Origin of the sequence: Mycoplana sp. MJR14 (genome assembly GCF_029210525.1) — a bacterium.
Taxonomy (GTDB): Bacteria; Pseudomonadota; Alphaproteobacteria; order Rhizobiales; family Rhizobiaceae; genus Mycoplana.
Genome location: NZ_JARGEO010000005.1, coordinates 58,581 through 76,914 on the forward strand (window position 1 = coordinate 58,581; position 18,334 = coordinate 76,914).

General features: G+C 66.0%; 17 protein-coding genes. 7 read left to right on the forward strand and 10 right to left on the reverse strand.

All coding sequences use genetic code 11. The annotated features are described in order from the left end of the window. Positions 1–49 precede the first annotated feature (49 nt). The 6 genes from P0086_RS13630 to P0086_RS13655 all read right to left on the reverse strand — a co-directional run bounded on the left by P0086_RS13630 (position 50) and on the right by P0086_RS13655 (position 6,681). Entirely contained in the window at positions 50–1,534 is a 1,485-nt protein-coding gene (locus P0086_RS13630; RefSeq protein WP_275786330.1) for a mannitol dehydrogenase family protein, read from the reverse strand. A 143-nt stretch (positions 1,535–1,677) separates the two neighbouring features. After that, positions 1,678–2,451 carry an L-iditol 2-dehydrogenase gene (locus P0086_RS13635; RefSeq protein ID WP_275786976.1) on the reverse strand — a complete coding sequence of 258 codons (774 nt, stop codon included), beginning with the start codon at positions 2,449–2,451 and terminating at the stop codon, positions 1,678–1,680. A gap of 11 nt (positions 2,452–2,462) precedes the next feature. Then, on the reverse strand, positions 2,463–3,464 hold the full coding sequence (locus P0086_RS13640) for an ABC transporter ATP-binding protein (RefSeq protein WP_112593885.1): 1,002 nt from the start codon (positions 3,462–3,464) through the stop codon (positions 2,463–2,465). Positions 3,465–3,475: 11 nt separating this feature from the next. Further along, a complete protein-coding gene (locus tag P0086_RS13645; RefSeq protein ID WP_112593884.1) occupies positions 3,476–4,300 on the reverse strand; it encodes a carbohydrate ABC transporter permease in 825 nt (274 codons plus the stop codon). A gap of 9 nt (positions 4,301–4,309) precedes the next feature. After that, on the reverse strand, positions 4,310–5,182 hold the full coding sequence (locus P0086_RS13650; RefSeq protein WP_112593883.1) for a sugar ABC transporter permease: 873 nt from the start codon (positions 5,180–5,182) through the stop codon (positions 4,310–4,312). 185 nt (positions 5,183–5,367) lie between these two features. Further along, entirely contained in the window at positions 5,368–6,681 is a 1,314-nt protein-coding gene (locus tag P0086_RS13655) for a sugar ABC transporter substrate-binding protein (RefSeq protein WP_112593882.1), read from the reverse strand. Positions 6,682–7,055: 374 nt separating this feature from the next. Here P0086_RS13655 and P0086_RS13660 point away from each other — a divergent pair, with 374 nt between their 5' ends. Beyond that, positions 7,056–7,289 carry a hypothetical protein gene (locus P0086_RS13660; protein ID WP_275786337.1) on the forward strand — a complete coding sequence of 78 codons (234 nt, stop codon included), beginning with the start codon at positions 7,056–7,058 and terminating at the stop codon, positions 7,287–7,289. Between the two features lie 120 nt (positions 7,290–7,409). Here the strand turns inward: P0086_RS13660 and P0086_RS13665 are convergent, their stop codons facing one another. Further along, positions 7,410–7,841: an OsmC family protein gene (locus P0086_RS13665; protein WP_148191603.1), complete on the reverse strand. Its 432-nt coding sequence runs from the start codon at positions 7,839–7,841 to the stop codon at positions 7,410–7,412. A 128-nt stretch (positions 7,842–7,969) separates the two neighbouring features. Beyond that, complete coding sequence (locus P0086_RS13670; protein WP_275786341.1) at positions 7,970–8,923, reverse strand: sugar-binding transcriptional regulator; 954 nt, start codon at positions 8,921–8,923, stop codon at positions 7,970–7,972. A gap of 256 nt (positions 8,924–9,179) precedes the next feature. Here P0086_RS13670 and P0086_RS13675 point away from each other — a divergent pair, with 256 nt between their 5' ends. The 3 genes from P0086_RS13675 to P0086_RS13685 all read left to right on the forward strand — a co-directional run bounded on the left by P0086_RS13675 (position 9,180) and on the right by P0086_RS13685 (position 13,580). After that, the gene (locus P0086_RS13675) at positions 9,180–10,541 is read left to right on the forward strand and encodes an NAD(P)-dependent oxidoreductase (RefSeq protein ID WP_112593879.1); all 1,362 of its coding nucleotides are present in this window, start codon (positions 9,180–9,182) and stop codon (positions 10,539–10,541) included. Positions 10,542–10,555: 14 nt separating this feature from the next. Continuing rightward, a complete protein-coding gene (gene preA, locus P0086_RS13680) occupies positions 10,556–11,869 on the forward strand; it encodes an NAD-dependent dihydropyrimidine dehydrogenase subunit PreA (RefSeq protein ID WP_112606667.1) in 1,314 nt (437 codons plus the stop codon). 286 nt (positions 11,870–12,155) lie between these two features. After that, entirely contained in the window at positions 12,156–13,580 is a 1,425-nt protein-coding gene (locus P0086_RS13685; RefSeq protein WP_275786346.1) for a sensor domain-containing diguanylate cyclase, read from the forward strand. A gap of 12 nt (positions 13,581–13,592) precedes the next feature. Here P0086_RS13685 and P0086_RS13690 read toward each other — a convergent pair whose 3' ends face one another. Further along, positions 13,593–14,243 (reverse strand): TetR family transcriptional regulator C-terminal domain-containing protein, encoded by a 651-nt coding sequence (locus P0086_RS13690; RefSeq protein WP_112606671.1) that lies wholly within the window; start codon positions 14,241–14,243, stop codon positions 13,593–13,595. A gap of 275 nt (positions 14,244–14,518) precedes the next feature. Between P0086_RS13690 and P0086_RS13695 the strand changes: the two genes are divergently transcribed. From P0086_RS13695 to hydA, 3 genes are read left to right on the forward strand one after another with little or no spacing between them, the layout of a single operon-like run. Beyond that, on the forward strand, positions 14,519–15,769 hold the full coding sequence (locus P0086_RS13695; protein WP_148152031.1) for a Zn-dependent hydrolase: 1,251 nt from the start codon (positions 14,519–14,521) through the stop codon (positions 15,767–15,769). Positions 15,770–15,773: 4 nt separating this feature from the next. After that, complete coding sequence (locus tag P0086_RS13700) at positions 15,774–16,085, forward strand: hypothetical protein (RefSeq protein WP_275786351.1); 312 nt, start codon at positions 15,774–15,776, stop codon at positions 16,083–16,085. Next, a complete protein-coding gene (gene hydA / locus P0086_RS13705) occupies positions 16,082–17,539 on the forward strand; it encodes a dihydropyrimidinase (protein WP_275786354.1) in 1,458 nt (485 codons plus the stop codon). Before P0086_RS13700 ends, hydA begins: the two co-directional genes overlap by 4 nt. Positions 17,540–17,867: 328 nt before the next feature. Here hydA and P0086_RS13710 read toward each other — a convergent pair whose 3' ends face one another. Then, positions 17,868–18,278: a cupin domain-containing protein gene (locus P0086_RS13710; protein WP_275786357.1), complete on the reverse strand. Its 411-nt coding sequence runs from the start codon at positions 18,276–18,278 to the stop codon at positions 17,868–17,870. Between the last annotated feature and the right edge of the window lie 56 nt (positions 18,279–18,334).

An 18,334-nucleotide genomic window follows, 5' to 3' on the forward strand; every position in this document is an offset into this window, starting at 1 on the left:
TCCAAATCCGGCCGCGGACTGCGGCATGCAAGTGCGTGCCCGGGCGGCCTCAGTCCGCCAGCTTGTCGTCGAGATAGAGCCGCAGCGTCGCGCGCGTGCCCTTCTCCCACAAGGTCGCAAGCGCCTTGGCGAATCGCCGGCGGAACAGCTCGGACGCCGCAACCTCGCCGAAGATGTCGGAAAGCGCAAGGAAGGCTGCCGGATCGTCCTTGGCCTTCAGCGCCGCCGCCTGCAGCCGCTCGGCGCTCGCATCGTTGAAGACGATCGCCTTGCCGCTGTCGGAGGTTCCCGCGAAGTAGCGGCACCAGAGCGCCGAGACCAGCGACAGGCCGACGACGTCCTCGCCGCGCCGCAGCCGGTCGGCCGTGGACGGCAGGATGAACTTCGGCTGCCGGTTCGAGCCGTCCTGCGCCAGCCGCGGGATCGTGTCGCCGATCTTCGGATTGGAAAAGCGCTTCTCGATCAGGGTGAAGTAGTCGCCGAGGTCGGTATCCGGGACCGGCGGGATCACCGGGATGATCTCTTCCTTCTCCAGCTTGGCGAGGAAGGCGCGGATGTCGTCGTCCTCCATCGCCTCGTGGACGAAATGGATGTCGAGCAGGGCCGCCGGATAGGCGATCGCCGCGTGGCCGCCGTTGAGGATGCGGATCTTCATGTGCTCGTAGGGAGCGACATCGGGCACGAACTGGACGCCGACCGTCTCCAGCGCCGGCCGTCCCTGCGGGAACTTGTCCTCCAGCACCCACTGCTTGAACCCCTCGCAGAACACCGGCCACTGGTCGTCGATGCCGTATTCGCCGGCGACGATCCCGATCTCGCGCGCCCCCGTCGCCGGCGTGATCCGGTCCACCATTCCGTTCGGAAAGGCCACGTTGGCGTCGACCCAGTCGGCGAAGGAGAGATCGGAAAGCCGGGCGAGACCGGACACGGCGGCGTGCGTGACCTCGCCGTTGCCCGGAATGTTGTCGCAGGACATGACCGTGAACGGCGCGATGCCCTTGTCCCGGCGCGCCTTCAGCCCGGCCAGGATCAGGCCGAAGACGGTCTTCGGGCTGTCCGGGTTCTCGCTGTCCTCGACGATCGCCGGATGGGCCGGATTGAACACACCCGAGGCCGGGTCGATGAAATAGCCGCCCTCGGTGATCGTCAGCGAGACGATGCGGATGGCGGGATCGGCGAGCTGCGCGACGATGGCCGCGACGTCGCCGGGCTTGAGATAGTCGATCATCGCGCCGGTCACGTGCGCGCCGGTGCGGTCGTTGTCCTGCTCGACCACCGTCGTCAGGTAGTCCTGGCCGGCCAGCTTCGCACGCATCGCCTCGTCGGACGGCAGCACGCCGGCGCCGATGATGGCCCAGTCGTGGTCGCGGCCGGCATTGAAGAGGTCGTCGAGATAGACCGCCTGGTGCGCCCGGTGGAAGTTGCCGACGCCGAAATGGACGATGCCGGCCCTCAGCGCCGAGCGCGGATAGGAGGGCACGCCGGCGGTCTTCTTCACCGTTTCGAGGTTTGCCAGCGACAGTTTGGTGGTCATGGTCGTTTCCTTCCGGTCACGCGCGGGCCCGGCCCGCATCCGGGGCGCCAGGCGCAAAGCTTGTCTCCACCGGCGCCCGCCATCCGCGGCCACCGGCTCTTGTCAATCGCGTCGGCCGCCGCATTGCGGCGCCACCGCCTCTCTCAGCTCATCCAGTTGCCGCCGTCGACGTTGTAGGTCTGCGCGACGACGTAATCGCTCTCCGGCGAGGCGAGGAAGATCGCCATGCCGGTCAGGTCGTCCGCAGTCCCCATCCGGCCGAACGGCACCTCCTGCCCGACCAGCCGCTTCTTCTCTCCGAGCGGCCGGTTCTCGTACCTGGCGAAGAGGGCATCGACGCCGTCCCAGTGCTCGCCGTCGACGACGCCGGGCGCGATCGCGTTGACGTTGATGCGGTGCTTGATCAGGTTCAGCCCGGCGGACTGGGTAAGGCTGATCACGGCCGCCTTGGTGGCGCAGTAGACGGCGACGAGCGCCTCGCCGCGCCGCCCCGCCTGGCTCGCCATGTTGATGATCTTGCCGCCGCGCCCCTGGGCGATCATCTGCTTGGCCACCGCCTGCATGGTGAACAGCGTGCCCGCGACGTTGATCGAGAACAGCCGGTCGTAGCTGTCGCGGCTGATCTCGACGATCGGCGCCAGGTCGAACAGCGCCGCATTGTTGACGAGGATGTCGATGCCGCCGGCCTCGGCCACGCAGGCGCCGGCCGCGTCGTCGATCGATTGCTGGCTGGTGACGTCCATCTGCACCGCATAGGCGGCAGCGCCGATCTCGCCCGCGGTCTGCCGCGCCCGCTCGATGTTGATGTCGGCGATCGCGACCCGGGCGCCCTCGCGGACATAGGCTTCGGCGAAGGCGCGGCCGATCCCGCGCGCCGAGCCGGTGATCAGCGCGCTCTTTCCCTCCAGTCTCTTCATCGAAATGCCGGTCATCTGATCGCCAGTCCCTTGTCGTCGAAGCGGTGGATCCGGCCCTCCTGCGGGGTCAGATAGACCTGGTCGCCGTGGCGGACGGGCAGGTCGCCGCCGACGCGCGCCGTCAGCGTCCCGATCCCGTCGGCGTTGACGTGCAGGAAGGTGTCGGAGCCGAGATGTTCGGCGACCCCCACCGTGCCGCGCCAGGCGCCGGCGGAGGTCGACAGGTCGATATGCTCGGGGCGGACGCCGATCGTGTGGGCGCCGTGGCTCCTGGCGTTCTCGCCCTTGACGAAGTTCATCCGCGGCGAGCCGATGAAGCCGGCGACGAACAGGTTGCGCGGCGAGCGGTAGAGATCGAGCGGCGAGCCGACCTGCTCGATGTTGCCGCGATTGAGCACGACGATCTTGTCGGCCATGGTCATGGCCTCGACCTGGTCGTGGGTCACGTAGATCATCGTCGTCTTCAGCGTATTGTGCAGTTCGCTGATCTCCAGCCGCATCGTGCCGCGCAGGGCGGCGTCGAGGTTGGAGAGCGGCTCGTCGAACAGGAAGGCCGAAGGCTCGCGCACGATCGCCCGGCCGATGGCGACGCGCTGGCGCTGGCCGCCGGACAGCTGCGAGGGGCGGCGCTCCAGGTAGTCCGTCAGGTTCAGCACCCGTGCCGCATCCTCGACCTTCTTGTCGATCGCCGCCTTGTCGAGCTTGGCCATCTTCAGCGGGAAGGCGATGTTGTTGCGCACGCTCATGTGCGGATAGAGCGCATAGGACTGGAACACCATGGCGAGCCCGCGCTCGGCCGGGGCGTTGCGGGTGACGTCCTTGCCGTCGATCAGGATCTGGCCGCCGGAGACATCCTCCAGCCCGGCGATCAGGCGGAGCAACGTGGACTTGCCGCAGCCGGACGGGCCGACGAAGACGACGAACTCGCCGTCGTTGATCTCCAGGTCGATGGAGGGGATGACCTTGGCTTCGCCGAAGGTCTTCGACACTTGCTTGAGGGTAATGCTGCCCATGAGACGTGCCCTTACTTAACCGCGCCGAAGGTGAGGCCGCGAACGAGTTGCTTCTGGCTGAACCAGCCGAGGATCAGGATCGGCGCGATCGCCATGGTCGAGGCCGCCGAGAGTTTTGCCCAGAACAGGCCCTGCGGGCTGGAGAACGAGGCGATGAAGGCCGTCAGCGGCGCCGCGTTGGTCGTCGTCAGCTGGATCGTCCAGAACGCCTCGTTCCAGGCAAGGATGATGTTGAGCAGCAGCGTCGAGGCGATGCCCGGCACCGCCATCGGCGTCAGCACGTAGACGATCTCCTTCCACAGCGAGGCGCCGTCCATGCGGGCCGCCTCCAGGATCTCGCCTGGGATCTCGCGGAAGTAGGTGTAGAGCATCCACACGACGATCGGCAGGTTGATCAGCGTCAGCATCACCGTCAGGCCGATACGGGTATCGAGCAGGCCGAAATTGCGGAACAGGATGAAGATCGGGATCAGCACCGCCACCGCCGGCATCATCTTGGTGGACAGCATCCACATCAGGATGTCCTTCGTCCGCTTGGTCGGCGAGAACGCCATCGACCAGGCGGCGGGGATGGCGAACAGCAGCGCCAGGATGGTCGAGCCGATCGACAGCACCACCGAGTTCATGAACGGCTTGAAGTAGTCGCGCTGCGTCTGCACCGTGACGTAGTTCTCGAACGTTCCCGACGGGATCAGGCTGAAGCCGGCGATCGCCTCCGGCTCCGTCTTCAGGCTGGTGATGAAGGCATAGAGGATCGGAAAGAAGATCAGAAGCGCCACGACCCAGGCGGCGATGGTCCAGCCGATCTTGCTTCCTCTGGTAACGGTGCGAGCCATGGTCTCCTCCTATCGGTCCAGGTTCTTGCCGACGGCGCGCATCAGGAAGATGGCGACGATGTTGGCAAGCACGACCGCGATGATGCCGCCCGCCGCACCTCCGCCGACGTCGTAGCCGAGACGCGCGGTGCGGTAGATCAGGAAGGTGAGGTTGGTGGAAGCGTAGCCCGGGCCGCCGTTGGTGGTGACCAGGATTTCCGCATAGATGCCGAGCAGGAAGATCGTCTGGATCAGGATGACGACGGTGATCGCGCGGGACAGATGCGGCAGCGTCAGGTAGATGAAGCGGTTGAACGCATTGGCCCCGTCCATCTCGGCCGCCTCCTTCTGCTCGCTGTCGAGCGACTGCAGCGCGGTGAGCAGGATCAGCGTGGCGAACGGCAGCCACTGCCAGGCGACGATGATGATGATCGAAAAGAGCGGATACTGCGCGAACCAGTCGACGGGCTGGGCGCCGAAGAAGCGCGCGACATCCGCCAGCACGCCGTATCCCGGGTGCATGATCATGTTCTTCCAGATCAACGCCGCCACCGGCGGCATGACGAAGAACGGCGAGATCACCAGGATGCGCACGATGCCCTGGCCGAAGATCGGCTGGTCGATCAGAAGCGCGATCGCAATGCCGCCGATCACGGTGATCAGCAGCACGCCGAGCACCAGCACCAGCGTGTTCCAGATCGATTCGAAGAAGGCCGGGTCGGTATAGAAGTAGACGTAGTTGAAGAAGCCGGCGAAGCTCACGTTCTGCGGCGTGAGCAGGTTGTAGTTCTGGAACGAGTACCACAGCGTCATCGCCAGCGGCACGACCATCCAGACCAGGAGGACGATCACGGCGGGCGCCATCATCAGGCGTGCCAGCGTCTTGGTATTCTGCGTTGCCATCTTGAACGACCCTCCCTTGAGCCAAAGCGGCCGGCCACCGTATCAAGGCGGAAGGCGACCGCGCGGTGGCTCGAGTTTCTTGTCATACGACGCCCGACGGTTGTCGGCAGGTCAGAAGGACCGCCCTGCCCGATGGACGGGCCGCCCGGTGCGAGACCGGACAGCCCATGCTCTCGGGGGGAAGCCTACTTGATGTAGCCCGCACGCGTCATGTCGCGCGTCGCAGTCGCCTGCGCTGCCGTCAGTGCATCGTCGACGGTCGACTGACCGGCGATGACGGCCGAGAACAGCTGGCCGACCGTGGTGCCGAGAGCCTGGAATTCCGGGATCGCGACGAACTGGCCACCGGTGTAGGGCACCGGCTTGACGGTCGGCTTGGTGATGTCGGCGGCATCCATCGCAGCAAGCGTCGGGCCGGCGAACGGGGCAGCCTTCTTGTACTCCTCGTTGTTGTAGAGCGAGGTGCGCGTGCCCGGAGGCACGCTGGCCCAGCCTTCCTTGGAGGCGACGAGGGCGGTGTAGTCCTTGCTGGTCGCCCAGGCGATGAACTTCTGCGCGGCTTCCGCCTTCTGCGAAGAGGCCGGGATGGCGAGGTTCCACGACCACAGCCAGTTGCCGTGATTGTTGACGCCTTCCTTGGACGGGAAGATCGCATAGCCGACCTTGTCGGCAACGGTCGATTCCTTCGGGTTGGAGACCATGGATGCTGCCACGGTGGCATCCATCCACATGCCGCACTTGCCCTGCTGGAACAGCGTCAGGTTCTCGTTGAAGCCGTTCGACGAGGCGCCGGACGGGCCGGCATCCTTCATCAGGTCGGCATAGAACTGCAGCGCCGCCTTCCATTCCGGCTGGTCGAACTGCGGCTTCCAGTTTTCATCGAACCAGCGGCCGCCGAACGAGTTGTTGAGCGCCGAGACGAAGGCCATGTTTTCGCCCCAGCCGGCCTTGCCGCGCAGGCAGATGCCGGAGATGTCGGCGTTGCGGTCGGTGATCTTGCGGGCGGCCTCGCCGATGAACTCCCAGGTCGGGCTGTCGGGCATGGTCAGCCCGGCCTTCTCGAACAGGTCCTTGCGGTACATGATCATCGCCGATTCACCGTAGAACGGCGCGGCATAGAGCTTGCCGTCGACGGACAGGCCGCCGCGGATCGCCGGCAGCAGGTCGTCGACGTCATAGCTGTCGCCGAGGCCGTCGAGCGGCAGCAGCCACTGCTGCTTGGCCCAGATCGGAACCTCGTAGTTGCCGATCGTGACGATGTCGTACTGGCCGCCGCTGGCGGCGATGTCGGTGGTGACGCGCTCGCGCAGGACGTTCTCCTCGAGCGTGACCCACTCGACCTGGATGTCGGGGTTGGCCTTGGTGAACTCCGACGTCAGCCCCTGCATCCGGATCATGTCCGAGTTGTTGACGGTCGCGATCGTCAGGGTTTCCGCATTCGCAAATCCGCACAGGGCTACAGCCGAGCAGGCGCCCAGCAGAAATGTCTTCAAATTCATGACTTCCTCCCAGAAGGGTTATGAGCATTTGCTTCGCTCATGGGCATTTACTCACTCTATTGCCCAAAATGTCAACGGCCATTTTGCGCTGCGCCGCCGAAAATCGGGGTCATGCGATTGATATATAGCGGAAATTTCGTTCGAAAAGGCCGGTGGGGAAAAATGCCGGGCGCCTATAAATCAGGCATTCGCGTCTGCCCGGATAGCGCGAAATGGCAGCGGATATCACCCGATGAACGGCCGAACGGCGGCGGAGGCCCGCAAGCCGACTGCCCGCCCCCCTGGCATGGATTGATCGGGTCCAGACGTTTGGTGTACCCCGGCGCAGGCCGCGGCAATGACCGCGGCAACGCGGCGAAGGAGCACGATCGACCATGGGCAAGGACCTGCCGGGGCCGGACACGCCGGAAATGCACGCCCTGATCAAGGCGGTGGCCGAAGGCCCGCGGCGCGACAACAGCGCCTATCACAAGGCGATCGCCGAGGCCCGCCGGGCCTTCGAGGCCGCCGAGGAAGCCCTCGGCGGTCCGGTCAGGTTCAAGACGAAGACCAAGATCAAATCCGGCGGCGAATTCGTCGTCAAATGGACGTTCCGGCGGGCGAAGTGACGACGGCGGCTTGCCGGTCGGATCATCCGCCGATGCAAGCCGCTTCCGGTATCCGAAACGCCCCCGAAAGGGCCGTCAGCCCGGTCTCCGCGGCGCTACCGGACGCCCTGCCCGCGCGCACTATCCGAGCGAGACGGCGAGGCTGATCGGGACGGCCGCCAGCGCCTTCGACACCGGGCAGCCCGCCTTTGCCTTGTTGGCGAGCCCGGTGAAGGTCGCCTCGTCCGCACCCGGCACCACACCGTGCAAGGTCAGCGCGATCGCGGTGATGGCGAAGCCGTCGGCGACCTTCTCCAGCGTGACGTCGGCTTTGGTTTCCAGGCTGTCGGCGGTCAGCCCGGCCTCGCCGAGGATCAGCGACAGCGCCATCGTGAAGCAGGCCGCGTGGGCGGCCCCGATCAGTTCCTCCGGGTTGCTGCCCGGAACGCCTTCGAACCGTGTGGCAAAGCCGTAGGGATAGTCCTTCAGCGCACCGCTCTGGGTGGAGATCAGGCCCTTGCCGTCCTTCAGGCCCCCGGTCCAATGCGCCGATCCGTTCTTCTGGATTTTCATCTGATTCTCCCTTGTCGACGGCGTCGCGCGCCGGTCCGTGTGAGTGCACCCCGGTGGGTTCGCGCCCTATCAACTATGGCGAGGGAGAGTAAGGACAAGGCGCAGGCCGGGCATATTCGCCCGGACGCTTAGGCCGACAGCAGATATTTCGCCGTCGCCTCGTCGGTGATGAGCCCGTTGATCATCCGTCCCTTCAGCGCCGAGAGGATCGCCAGATGCTTGCGGCTTCCCTTGGCGAGCCCGATGACCGAGGCCTTGTCGCGCGAGGGAAGCGGGACGGAGGCGACGCGTTCGTTGATGCTGCCGGAAAGAAGGACGCCCTCCCGGTCGAACATCCAGCCGCAGATTTCCCCCGCCGCCCCTTCCGCCGTCAGTTGCGCCATTTCCTCCCGGTCGAGGAAACCGTCGACGCAAAGCGGCGCATCCGGGCCCAGTTCGCCGACACCGACGAAGGCGACGTCGGCCTCCTGCGCCAGCTTCAGCGTCGATTGCACGAGGCTCTGCTCGTGCAGGAGGTCGCGCTCCTTGGCCGAGGAGACGAGCACCGGCAGCGGCATCGGGAAATGCCGCGCCTTGACCGCATCGGCCATGCTGAAGATGACGTTGTAGTAGGCCGCCGAGCCGTCCGGGCCGATATTGCCGGTCAGCGACATGATCCGGTGCTGCGGACATTCCATGGCCGGCAACTGGTCGATCGCGGCCTTGAGCGTGCGCCCCGTTCCGACGGCGAGCACGATCGGCTCCGGCCGCTTGAGCCAGCGCTCGATTTCCGCCGCCCCCGCCTCCGCGATGCCGACCGTCGTCGAGGTCGAGGCCGGATCGGTCGGCACGACGTCGACATGGACGAGATCGAATCGCTGCTTGAGGCGTTCCGCCAGTTCCAGGCATTCGGCGATCGGATGGTCGAGCCGCACCTTGATCAGCCTTTCGGCAACCGCGAGCGAGACGAGGCGCTGCGCCGACTGGCGCGAAATGCCCATCGCAGAGGCGATCTCGTCCTGGGTGCGACCGGCGACATAGTAGAGCCAGCCGGCCCGTGCCGCATCGTCCAGCCTGCCGCCCGTCTCGGATCGCCTTGCCATCGCCTTCAGACCTCTTACCTGCTTTTGGGATTTGCTGCCATCATTTCCCCCGTCCTGTCAAACCCGTCTTGGCCAGAGCGGGACGAAACGAAATTCCGTCGATTTCGGGACAGTAAAACACAACCGTCACTCTCAAGTTTTACGTCCTTCCAGGGCCTGGAAATCCGGCATTTCAGACCGAACTTTTACCGTTTGATAAAAAAATAAACCGTGTTACCGTTTCTCCAGTCAAAAGCCCAAATAATGGGAGACAATAATGGGAACGAGCATATCCGGAATCCGGGGGGACAGGCTGTCGTCCGCCGACTACGAAAAGAACTTCTCCGACCTGCATCCGCCGCTGGACCGGCATCAGGCTCTGGTCGCCGCCGACCGCTGTTATTTCTGCTACGACGCGCCGTGCATGACGGCCTGTCCGACCTCCATCGACATCCCGATGTTCATCCGCCAGATCTCGACCGGCAATGCCGTCGGCGCGGCCAAGACCATCTTCGACCAGAACATCCTCGGCGGCATGTGCGCCCGCGTCTGTCCCACCGAAACGCTGTGCGAACAGGCCTGCGTGCGCAACACCGCCGAAGACCGCCCCGTCGAGATCGGCCTTCTCCAGCGCCATGCGACCGACACGGCGATGGAGAAGAACATCCAGTTCTATCCGCGGCCGGAACGGACCCGCCACCGGATCGCCGTGGTCGGAGCGGGCCCCGCCGGCCTCGCCTGCGCCCACCGCCTCGCCATGAACGGCCACGACGTCATCATCTTCGACGCGCGGGTCAAGCCGGGCGGCCTCAACGAATACGGCATCGCCACCTACAAGACGACGGACGATTTCGCCCAGCGGGAGGTGGACTACGTGCTCGCCATCGGCGGCATCGAGATCCGCAACGGCCAGAAGCTGGGCCGCGATTTCACCCTCGGCGAGCTGGCGGAGAATTTCGACGCGGTCTTCCTCGGCATCGGCCTTGCCGGCGTCAACGCGCTCCGGATCGAGGGCGAGCAGCTCTCCGGCGTCGAGGATGCGGTCGATTTCATCGCCGCGCTGCGGCAGGTGGAGGACAAGGCCGACATCGCCATCGGCCGGCGCGTCGTCGTCATCGGCGGCGGCATGACCGCGATCGACGCCGCCGTCCAGGCCAAGCTTCTCGGCGCCGAGGAGGTGACGATCTGCTATCGCCGCGGCAAGGAAGACATGAACGCGTCGGAGTTCGAGCAGGAACTCGCCACCTCCAAGGGCGTGATGATCCGTCACTGGCTGCAGCCGAAGCGCGTCATCGGCAAGGACGGCAAGGTCGCCGGCATCGAGGTGGAATACACCGAAATGCAGGACGGCAAGCTCCAGGGCACCGGCGAGACCGGCATCCTCGCGGCCGACCAGATCTTCAAGGCGATCGGCCAGACCTTCGATCCGACCTGCGTGCCGAACCTGAGACTGGATGGCGGCCGCATTGCCGTCGACGCCGAAGGCAAGACCTCGATGGCCCGCGTCTGGGCCGGCGGCGACTGCGTCAAGGCCGGCGAGGACCTGACGGTCACCTCGGTCGCACAGGGCCGCGATGCGGCCGATTCGATCAACCGGGCGCTCGCCGCCGCGGCCAATCCCGCTGTCGCGGTTGCCTGAGGGGAGGAACGGACATGGCTGATCTTCGCAACACCTTCGTCGGCATCAAGTCGCCCAACCCCTTCTGGCTGGCCTCCGCGCCGCCGACGGACAAGGCCTACAACGTCGAGCGCGCCTTCAAGGCGGGCTGGGGCGGCGTCGTCTGGAAGACGCTCGGCGAGGAAGGCCCGCCGGTCGTCAACGTCAACGGCCCGCGCTACGGCGCCATCTGGGGCGCCGACCGGCGCCTGCTCGGGCTGAACAACATCGAGCTGATCACCGACCGGCCGCTGCAGGTCAACCTGCAGGAAATGAAGCAGGTGAAGATGAACTGGCCCGACCGGGCGCTGGTCGCCTCGATCATGGTGCCCTGCGAGGAGAACGCCTGGAAATCCATCCTGCCGCTCGTCGAGGAGACGGGCGCCGACGGCATCGAGCTCAACTTCGGCTGTCCGCACGGCATGTCCGAGCGCGGCATGGGCTCCGCCGTCGGCCAGGTCCCGGAATACATCGAGATGGTCGTGCGCTGGTGCAAGCAGTACACCCGCATGCCCGTCATCACCAAGCTGACGCCGAACATCACCGACATCCGCAAGCCGGCGCGCGCCGCCAAGGCCGGCGGCACCGACGCCGTGTCGTTGATCAACACGATCAACTCGATCGTCTCGGTCGATCTCGACACGTTCGCGCCGACGCCGACGGTCGGCGGCAAGGGCTCCCACGGCGGCTATTGCGGCCCGGCGGTCAAGCCGATCGCGCTCAACATGGTGGCCGAGATCGCCCGCGATCCGGAAACCTACGGGCTGCCCATCTCCGGCATCGGCGGCATCACCACCTGGCGGGACGCCGCCGAGTTCCTGGCGCTCGGCGCCGGCAACGTGCAGGTCTGCACCGCCGCCATGACCTACGGCTTCAAGATTGTCCAGGAGATGATCTCCGGCCTCTCCGACTGGATGGACGAGAAGGGCCACCGCTCGCTGGACGACATCATCGCCCGCGCCGTGCCGAACACGACGGACTGGCAGTACCTGAACCTGAACTACGTCGCCAAGGCGCACATCGACCAGGACGCCTGCATCAAGTGCGGCCGCTGCCACATCGCCTGCGAGGACACCTCGCACCAGGCGATCACCGCGCTCGTGGACGGCGCCCGCCATTTCGAGGTGATCGAGGAGGAATGCGTCGGCTGCAATCTCTGCGTCAACGTCTGCCCGGTGGAGAACTGCATCACCATGAACGCGCTTCCCGCCGGCAGCATGGACCGCCGCACCGGCAAGCCGGTCGATCCCAACTACGCCAACTGGACCACCCATCCGAACAATCCGATGGCGCGCCAGGCGGCCGAATGAGACGCAGGATGCCGCCGGTTCCGCCGGCGGCATCCTTAGCGCAGGGGCTGCGGCCCGTGCCCGAAATCTGAGCCCTGCTCACGACTGCGGCCTGCAGGCCCGCAGCGGCTCCCGCTATTGCAACCGCCCCCGACAAAAACGCTTGCCTGGCTGCCGTCTCCATGCTTTCGAGGCCGCGCACCGGTCCGGCGCGCGCCAGCGCCAGTTCAGCATCGGTTCATGGCAGGCGTGGCATCTGAGGAAGGCCGCTTCGGGCGGCCGGGGCGAGAGCATGCGGGGAAAACGGATGGTGGAGCAAGGTCGGCACGACGCGGGATCGTCGTCGGCATCGCAGGCGCGGAGCCTGCCGGCCGACATGCTGCTGGTCGCTTCGCTGATATTCTGCGCCGCACTCTTCGGCATCCTCAGCCGTCCGGTCGGATTTCTCGCCGCGTTCTGGCCCGCCAACGCCGTCCTGCTCGGCCTGATGATGCGCGAACCGCGACTCGCCTCCTTCGGCGGCTGGGTCGCCGCCTTCGCAGGCTATGTCGCCGCCGACCTCGTCACCGGCAGCACGCTCGGCATGACGCTCTGGCTGACCGCGGCCAACCTGACGGAGGCTGCGACCGGATACGTGCTGTTCCGCGCCCTCGCCGAGGATCATCGCCGCATGCGCTGGCCGCAATCGGTCATCGTGCTCTTTGCCGTCTGCTGCTGTGCCGCGGCCACCAGCGCCTTTGTCGGCGCCGGGGTCTCGACCGTCTATTTCGGGCGCGACTTCGCCCTGAGCCTCGAACTCTGGTTCAGCACCGAACTGGCGAACACGACGGTGGTGCTGCCGGTGATCCTGACGGCGCCGAAGCTTTCGGACATGCGCCTGCCAGGGCGGATCGAGCAGTCGGCGCAAGGGTTTCGTAGAGCGGCCCCCGCCCTGGCGCTGGCCGTCTCCATCCTGCTCGGCAGCCTGCTGGAGGGCCCCGGCTCCTTCGCCTTCCCGGTGCCCGCCCTGCTCTGGTGCGCGGTCAGCTATTCCCTGTTTTCGACGGCGGTGCTGACGCTGTGCTTCACCATCTGGGGCATGGTCATCATCACCGGCGCCTTTGCCAACCTCCCCGGCGATGCCGACCTCCTGGACTGGGGCAAGTCGATCCGCCTGGCGCTCGCGCTCATCGCCCTGGCGCCGCTTTCGGTCGCCAACCTCAATGCGGCGCGAAACCAGCTGCTGATGCGGCTGAAGGACATGGTCGAGCACGACGAGATGACCGGCGCGCTGACGCGGGCGACCTTCATCGAGCGCAGCGAGCGCCATCTCGAAGAGAACGGCACGGCCGCCGTGCTGATGCTCGACGTCGACCGCTTCAAGTCGGTCAACGACCATCATGGGCACGCGGCCGGCGACCGTGTCCTCGTCGCCTTCGCCTCGACGGTGCTTGCAACCCTGCGGCCGGGCTACCTGTTCGGACGGCTGGGCGGAGAGGAGTTTGCGATCCTGTTGCCGCAGACGACGCATGGCGAGGCCCGGGCCTTCGCCGAACGGCTTCGCCGCGCCGTGGAAGACCACGCAGTCGACATCGCAGACGGGTGCCGCCTGACGATCACCGTCAGCATCGGCCTGGCGTTCCAGACCGGCATCGCCAGGCCCTCGCTGGATGCCCTGCTGGCTGAGGCGGATGCGGCCCTGTACCGGGCCAAGGCCTGTGGCCGCAACCGCGTCGAGACGGCGGCCGCCTGACGCGGGCAACCGTCAGGACGCGCCGTCGCGCACCTGCAGCCCGTTGATGAAGAGCTGTTCCAGAAAGCGCGCCGCGTCCTCGAAACGCCCCTCGCCCGCCTTCTCCTGACCGAGCACCGCCCGGACCTGCACGTCGAAGTCCGCATAATGCTGCGTCGTCGACCAGATCGAGAAGATCAGGTGGTAGGGGTCGCACTTGGCGATCTTGCCCGCCTTCGCCCAGGCGCGGATCACCGCCGCCTTCTCGTCCACCAGCGCCTTCAGCGGCCCCTTCAGCTCGTCCTCGATATTGGTCGCCCCCTGCAGCACCTCGTTGGCGAAGAGCCGGCTTTCGCGCGGGAAATCGCGCGCCATCTCCAGCTTGCGGCGGATGTAGCTGCGGATCTCGGAGACCGGATTTCCCGCCGCATCGAATTCGCGCAAGGGATCGAGCCACGTGTCGAGGACGCGGGTGATCAGCGCCCGGTGCATCGCCTCCTTGGTGCGGAAATAGTAGAGCAGGTTCGGCTTCGACATGCCGGCCACCTCGGCGATCTGGTCGACGGTCGCGCCACGGAAGCCATGCAGCGAAAACACCTCGAGCGCCGCTTCGAGGATCCGCTCCTCCTTCTCCTCCTGGATGCGGGTGCGCCGTTGGGTCCTGGCTGCCCTTGGTAGAACCATCTGCTTCCTAGCCTTCGCACGGACGGGAAAGTGCCGTCAAAATCACCAGTTTAACTCTCTGCCATTCCTGTGGGCGAGGCCCGGGGCTTTTCGCTTTTTCGACTTGAGTGCCGCAACGGAAGCTGTAATGTTTACCAACCGGTCAAATTATCAGCCAGTTGCGAAACAAAGGCAACTGCTGTTCGGTAGGCGCAGAAAAACGACAATCGCGCCCGGTGACCGGCGGGAACAGATAACGGCTCTCACGCGGAGCCGAAAGAAAGGGAGCTAGCGAGATGGCCGCACCCGGCGAGAACATGCGCGTCAATGCCGACCGCCTGTGGGATAGCCTCATGGAGATGGCCAGGATCGGCCCGGGCGTCGCCGGCGGCAACAATCGCCAGACGCTGACCGATGCCGACGCCGAGGGCCGCAGCCTGTTTCGGCGCTGGTGCGAGGCGGCCGGCATGACGCTCGGCGTCGACCGGATGGGCACGATGTTCGCCACCCGTCCGGGCACCGACCCGGACGCGCTGCCGGTCTATGTCGGCTCTCACCTCGACACCCAGCCGACCGGCGGCAAGTATGACGGCGTGCTGGGCGTGCTGTCCGGCCTGGAAGTCATCCGCTCGATGAACGATCTCGGCATCCGGACGAAGCATCCCATCGTCGTCACCAACTGGACCAACGAGGAAGGCGCCCGCTTCGCCCCGGCGATGCTCGCCTCCGGCGTCTTCGCCGGCGCCCTCGGTCTCGACTATGCCTATGCGCGCACCGATCCCGACGGCAAGACCTTCGGCGACGAATTGAAGCGCATCGGCTGGGTCGGCGACGAGGAGGTCGGCGCGCGCAAGATGCACGCCTATTTCGAGTACCACATCGAGCAGGGACCGATCCTCGAAGCCGAGAACAGGCAGATCGGCGTCGTCACGCATTGCCAGGGCCTGTGGTGGCTGGAGTTCACGCTCACCGGCCGCGAGGCGCATACCGGCTCGACGCCGATGAACCTGCGCGTCAATGCCGGGCTGGCGATGGCGCGCATCATGGAGATGGTGCAGGCGGTGGCGATGGAGGCCCAGCCCGGCGCCGTCGGCGGCGTCGGCCAGGCGTTCTTCTCGCCGAACTCGCGCAACGTGCTTCCCGGCAAGGTCGTCTTCACCGTCGACATCCGCTCGCCGGACCAGACGAAGCTCGACGGCATGCGTGCGAAGATCGAGGCCGAGGCGGCGAAGATCTGCGCGGCGCTCGGCGTCGGCTGTTCGGTCGAGGCCGTCGGCCACTTCGATCCGGTCACCTTCGACCCGACGCTCGTCTCCGCCGTCCGCAATGCGGCCGAACACCTCGGCTACAGCCACATGAACATCATCTCCGGCGCCGGCCACGACGCCTGCTGGGTCGCCAAGGTGGCCCCGGCCACCATGATCATGTGCCCCTGCGTCGGCGGCCTGAGCCACAACGAGGCCGAGGAGATTTCCAAGGACTGGGCCAGTGCCGGCGCCGACGTGCTGTTCCACGCGGTGATGGAGACGGCGGGGATAGTGGAGTAGCCCGATGGACCAACTCCGGCCCGAGCGCAGCATCAATTGGCACATGGGCTGGCCTAGTGCAAACGGCCCTTTCCCGACGCGAATGGTCGAACGTGCTGAATTGTCTCAACAGAAGCCCATCAAAGAACTCGAGCCGGATGAAATTCGGCTTTGGGATGCGAATCCCGATCTCCTTCTTCGCTTCAGAAAGTTGCTCTCCAAGCTCGATGCAGACGATTCCGAACTCGCCGAGAGCATCGAGATTTTCATGAACGTCAAGACGCGGGTCCCCAAGGTGCAAACGGCGGGCGGAAACACGAAGGGAACATCAATATGACCACCACAGTCATCAAGGGCGGAACCGTCGTCACCGCCGACCTGACCTACAAGGCGGACGTCAAGATCGAAGGCGGCAGGATTGTCGAGATCGGGCCGGACCTTGCCGGCGACGCGGTGCTGGACGCGGCCGGCTGCTACGTCATGCCGGGCGGCATCGATCCGCACACCCATCTGGAGATGCCCTTCATGGGCACCTATTCCTCCGACGACTTCGAAAGCGGCACGCGCGCAGCATTGTCCGGCGGCACGACGATGGTCGTCGACTTCGCGCTCCCCTCGCCCGGCCAGTCTCTGCTCGAAGCGCTGACCATGTGGGACAACAAGTCCACCCGCGCCAACTGCGACTATTCCTTCCACATGGCGATCACCTGGTGGAGCGAGCAGGTCTTCAACGAGATGAAGACCATCGTCGAGGACAAGGGCATCAACACCTTCAAGCATTTCATGGCCTACAAGGGTGCCTTGATGGTGGACGACGACGAGATGTTCGCCTCCTTCCAGCGCTGCGCCGAACTCGGCGCCCTGCCGCTCGTGCACGCCGAGAACGGCGACGTCGTCGCCTCGCTGTCGGCGAGACTGCTGGCAGAGGGCAACAACGGCCCCGAGGCGCACGCCTATTCGCGCCCGGCCGAAGTGGAGGGCGAGGCGACCAACCGCGCCATCATGATCGCCGACATGGCCGGCTGTCCGGTCTACATCGTCCACACCTCCTGCGAGCAGGCGCACGAGGCGATCCGCCGCGCCCGGCAGAAGGGCATGCGCGTCTATGGCGAGCCGCTGATCCAGCACCTGACGCTCGACGAGAGCGAATATTTCGACAAGGACTGGGACCATGCCGCCCGCCGCGTCATGTCGCCGCCGTTCCGCAACAAGCAGCACCAGGACAGCCTCTGGGCCGGCCTCGCCTCGGGTTCGCTGCAGGTGGTCGCGACCGACCACTGCGCCTTCACCACCAAGCAGAAGCGGTTCGGCGTCGGCGACTTCACCAAGATCCCGAACGGCACCGGCGGGCTCGAGGACCGCATGCCGATGCTCTGGACCCACGGCGTCAACACCGGCCGGCTGACGATGAACGAGTTCGTCGCCGTCACCTCGACCAACATCGCCAAGATCCTCAACATCTATCCGAAGAAGGGCGCGATCCTCGTCGGCGCCGATGCCGACATCGTCGTCTGGGACCCGAAGCGGAAGAAGACGATCACGGCCAGGAACCAGCAGTCGGCGATCGACTACAACGTCTTCGAGGGCAAGGAGGTCGTGGGCCTGCCGCGCTTCACGCTGACCCGCGGCGTGGTGGCGATCGAGGAGGCGACCATCAAGACGCAGGAGGGCCACGGCGAATTCGTCCGTCGCGCGCCCGTCACCGCCGTCAGCAAGGCGCTCTCCACCTGGAAGGAGATCACCGCGCCGCGCAAGGTCGAGCGCACCGGCATTCCGGCAACGGGCGTGTGACGGCATGCGGCGACCGCCAGCCACCCCCCTCTGTCCTGCCGGACATCTCCCCCTCGAGGGGGGAGATCGGGCAGGAGGCGCCGCAGGCGGACACAGGCACCTCGATGCGGATGCCTGCAACCCGAATTCACGTCTTCTGAATTCACGTCTTCAAGGGCAATCCGCCGGACATGCTCCCCGCCGCCTGTCGGCCCAAAAAACGCACCGATCCCCGGCCGAACCTTGGCATCGGCATCGCGTGGCACCGATCTCCCCCCTTGCGGGGGAGATGTCGCAAAGCGACAGAGGGGGGCGCGTCGCCGCGCCCGCTGTCAGCCGGCATCGCCCCTCACGGCACCAGCCCATCCAGTTCCGGCAAGAGCACCACGCTCTCCTGCTCGTGCGGATCTGTCCTCGCGATGACGGCCGAGCACGGCGCGTCGGAGAGGTTGGCCGGCAGGTGCGGCACGCCGGCGGGGATGTAGAACATCTCGCCCGCCTTGACGACGACATGCGCCTCGAGCCGCGCGCCGTACCAGGTGTGCGCCTCGCCGGAGAGCACGTAGATCGCCGTTTCGTGGCTCTCGTGCAGATGCGCCTTGGCCCGTGCGCCGGGCGGGATCGTCAGAAGGTGCATGCAGATGCCGGTCGAGCCGACCGTCTCCCGCGCGATCCCCTCGAAATACGAAAGTCCCTGCTTGCCGTCATAGCTGCCGCCCGGCCGGATGACCCGGCAGGTCGCCATTTCATCCCCATCCATCGCCCTTCCTCCAACCTTTCGGTGTGAACAATCCCGTGTCCGATCTGACCATGAAG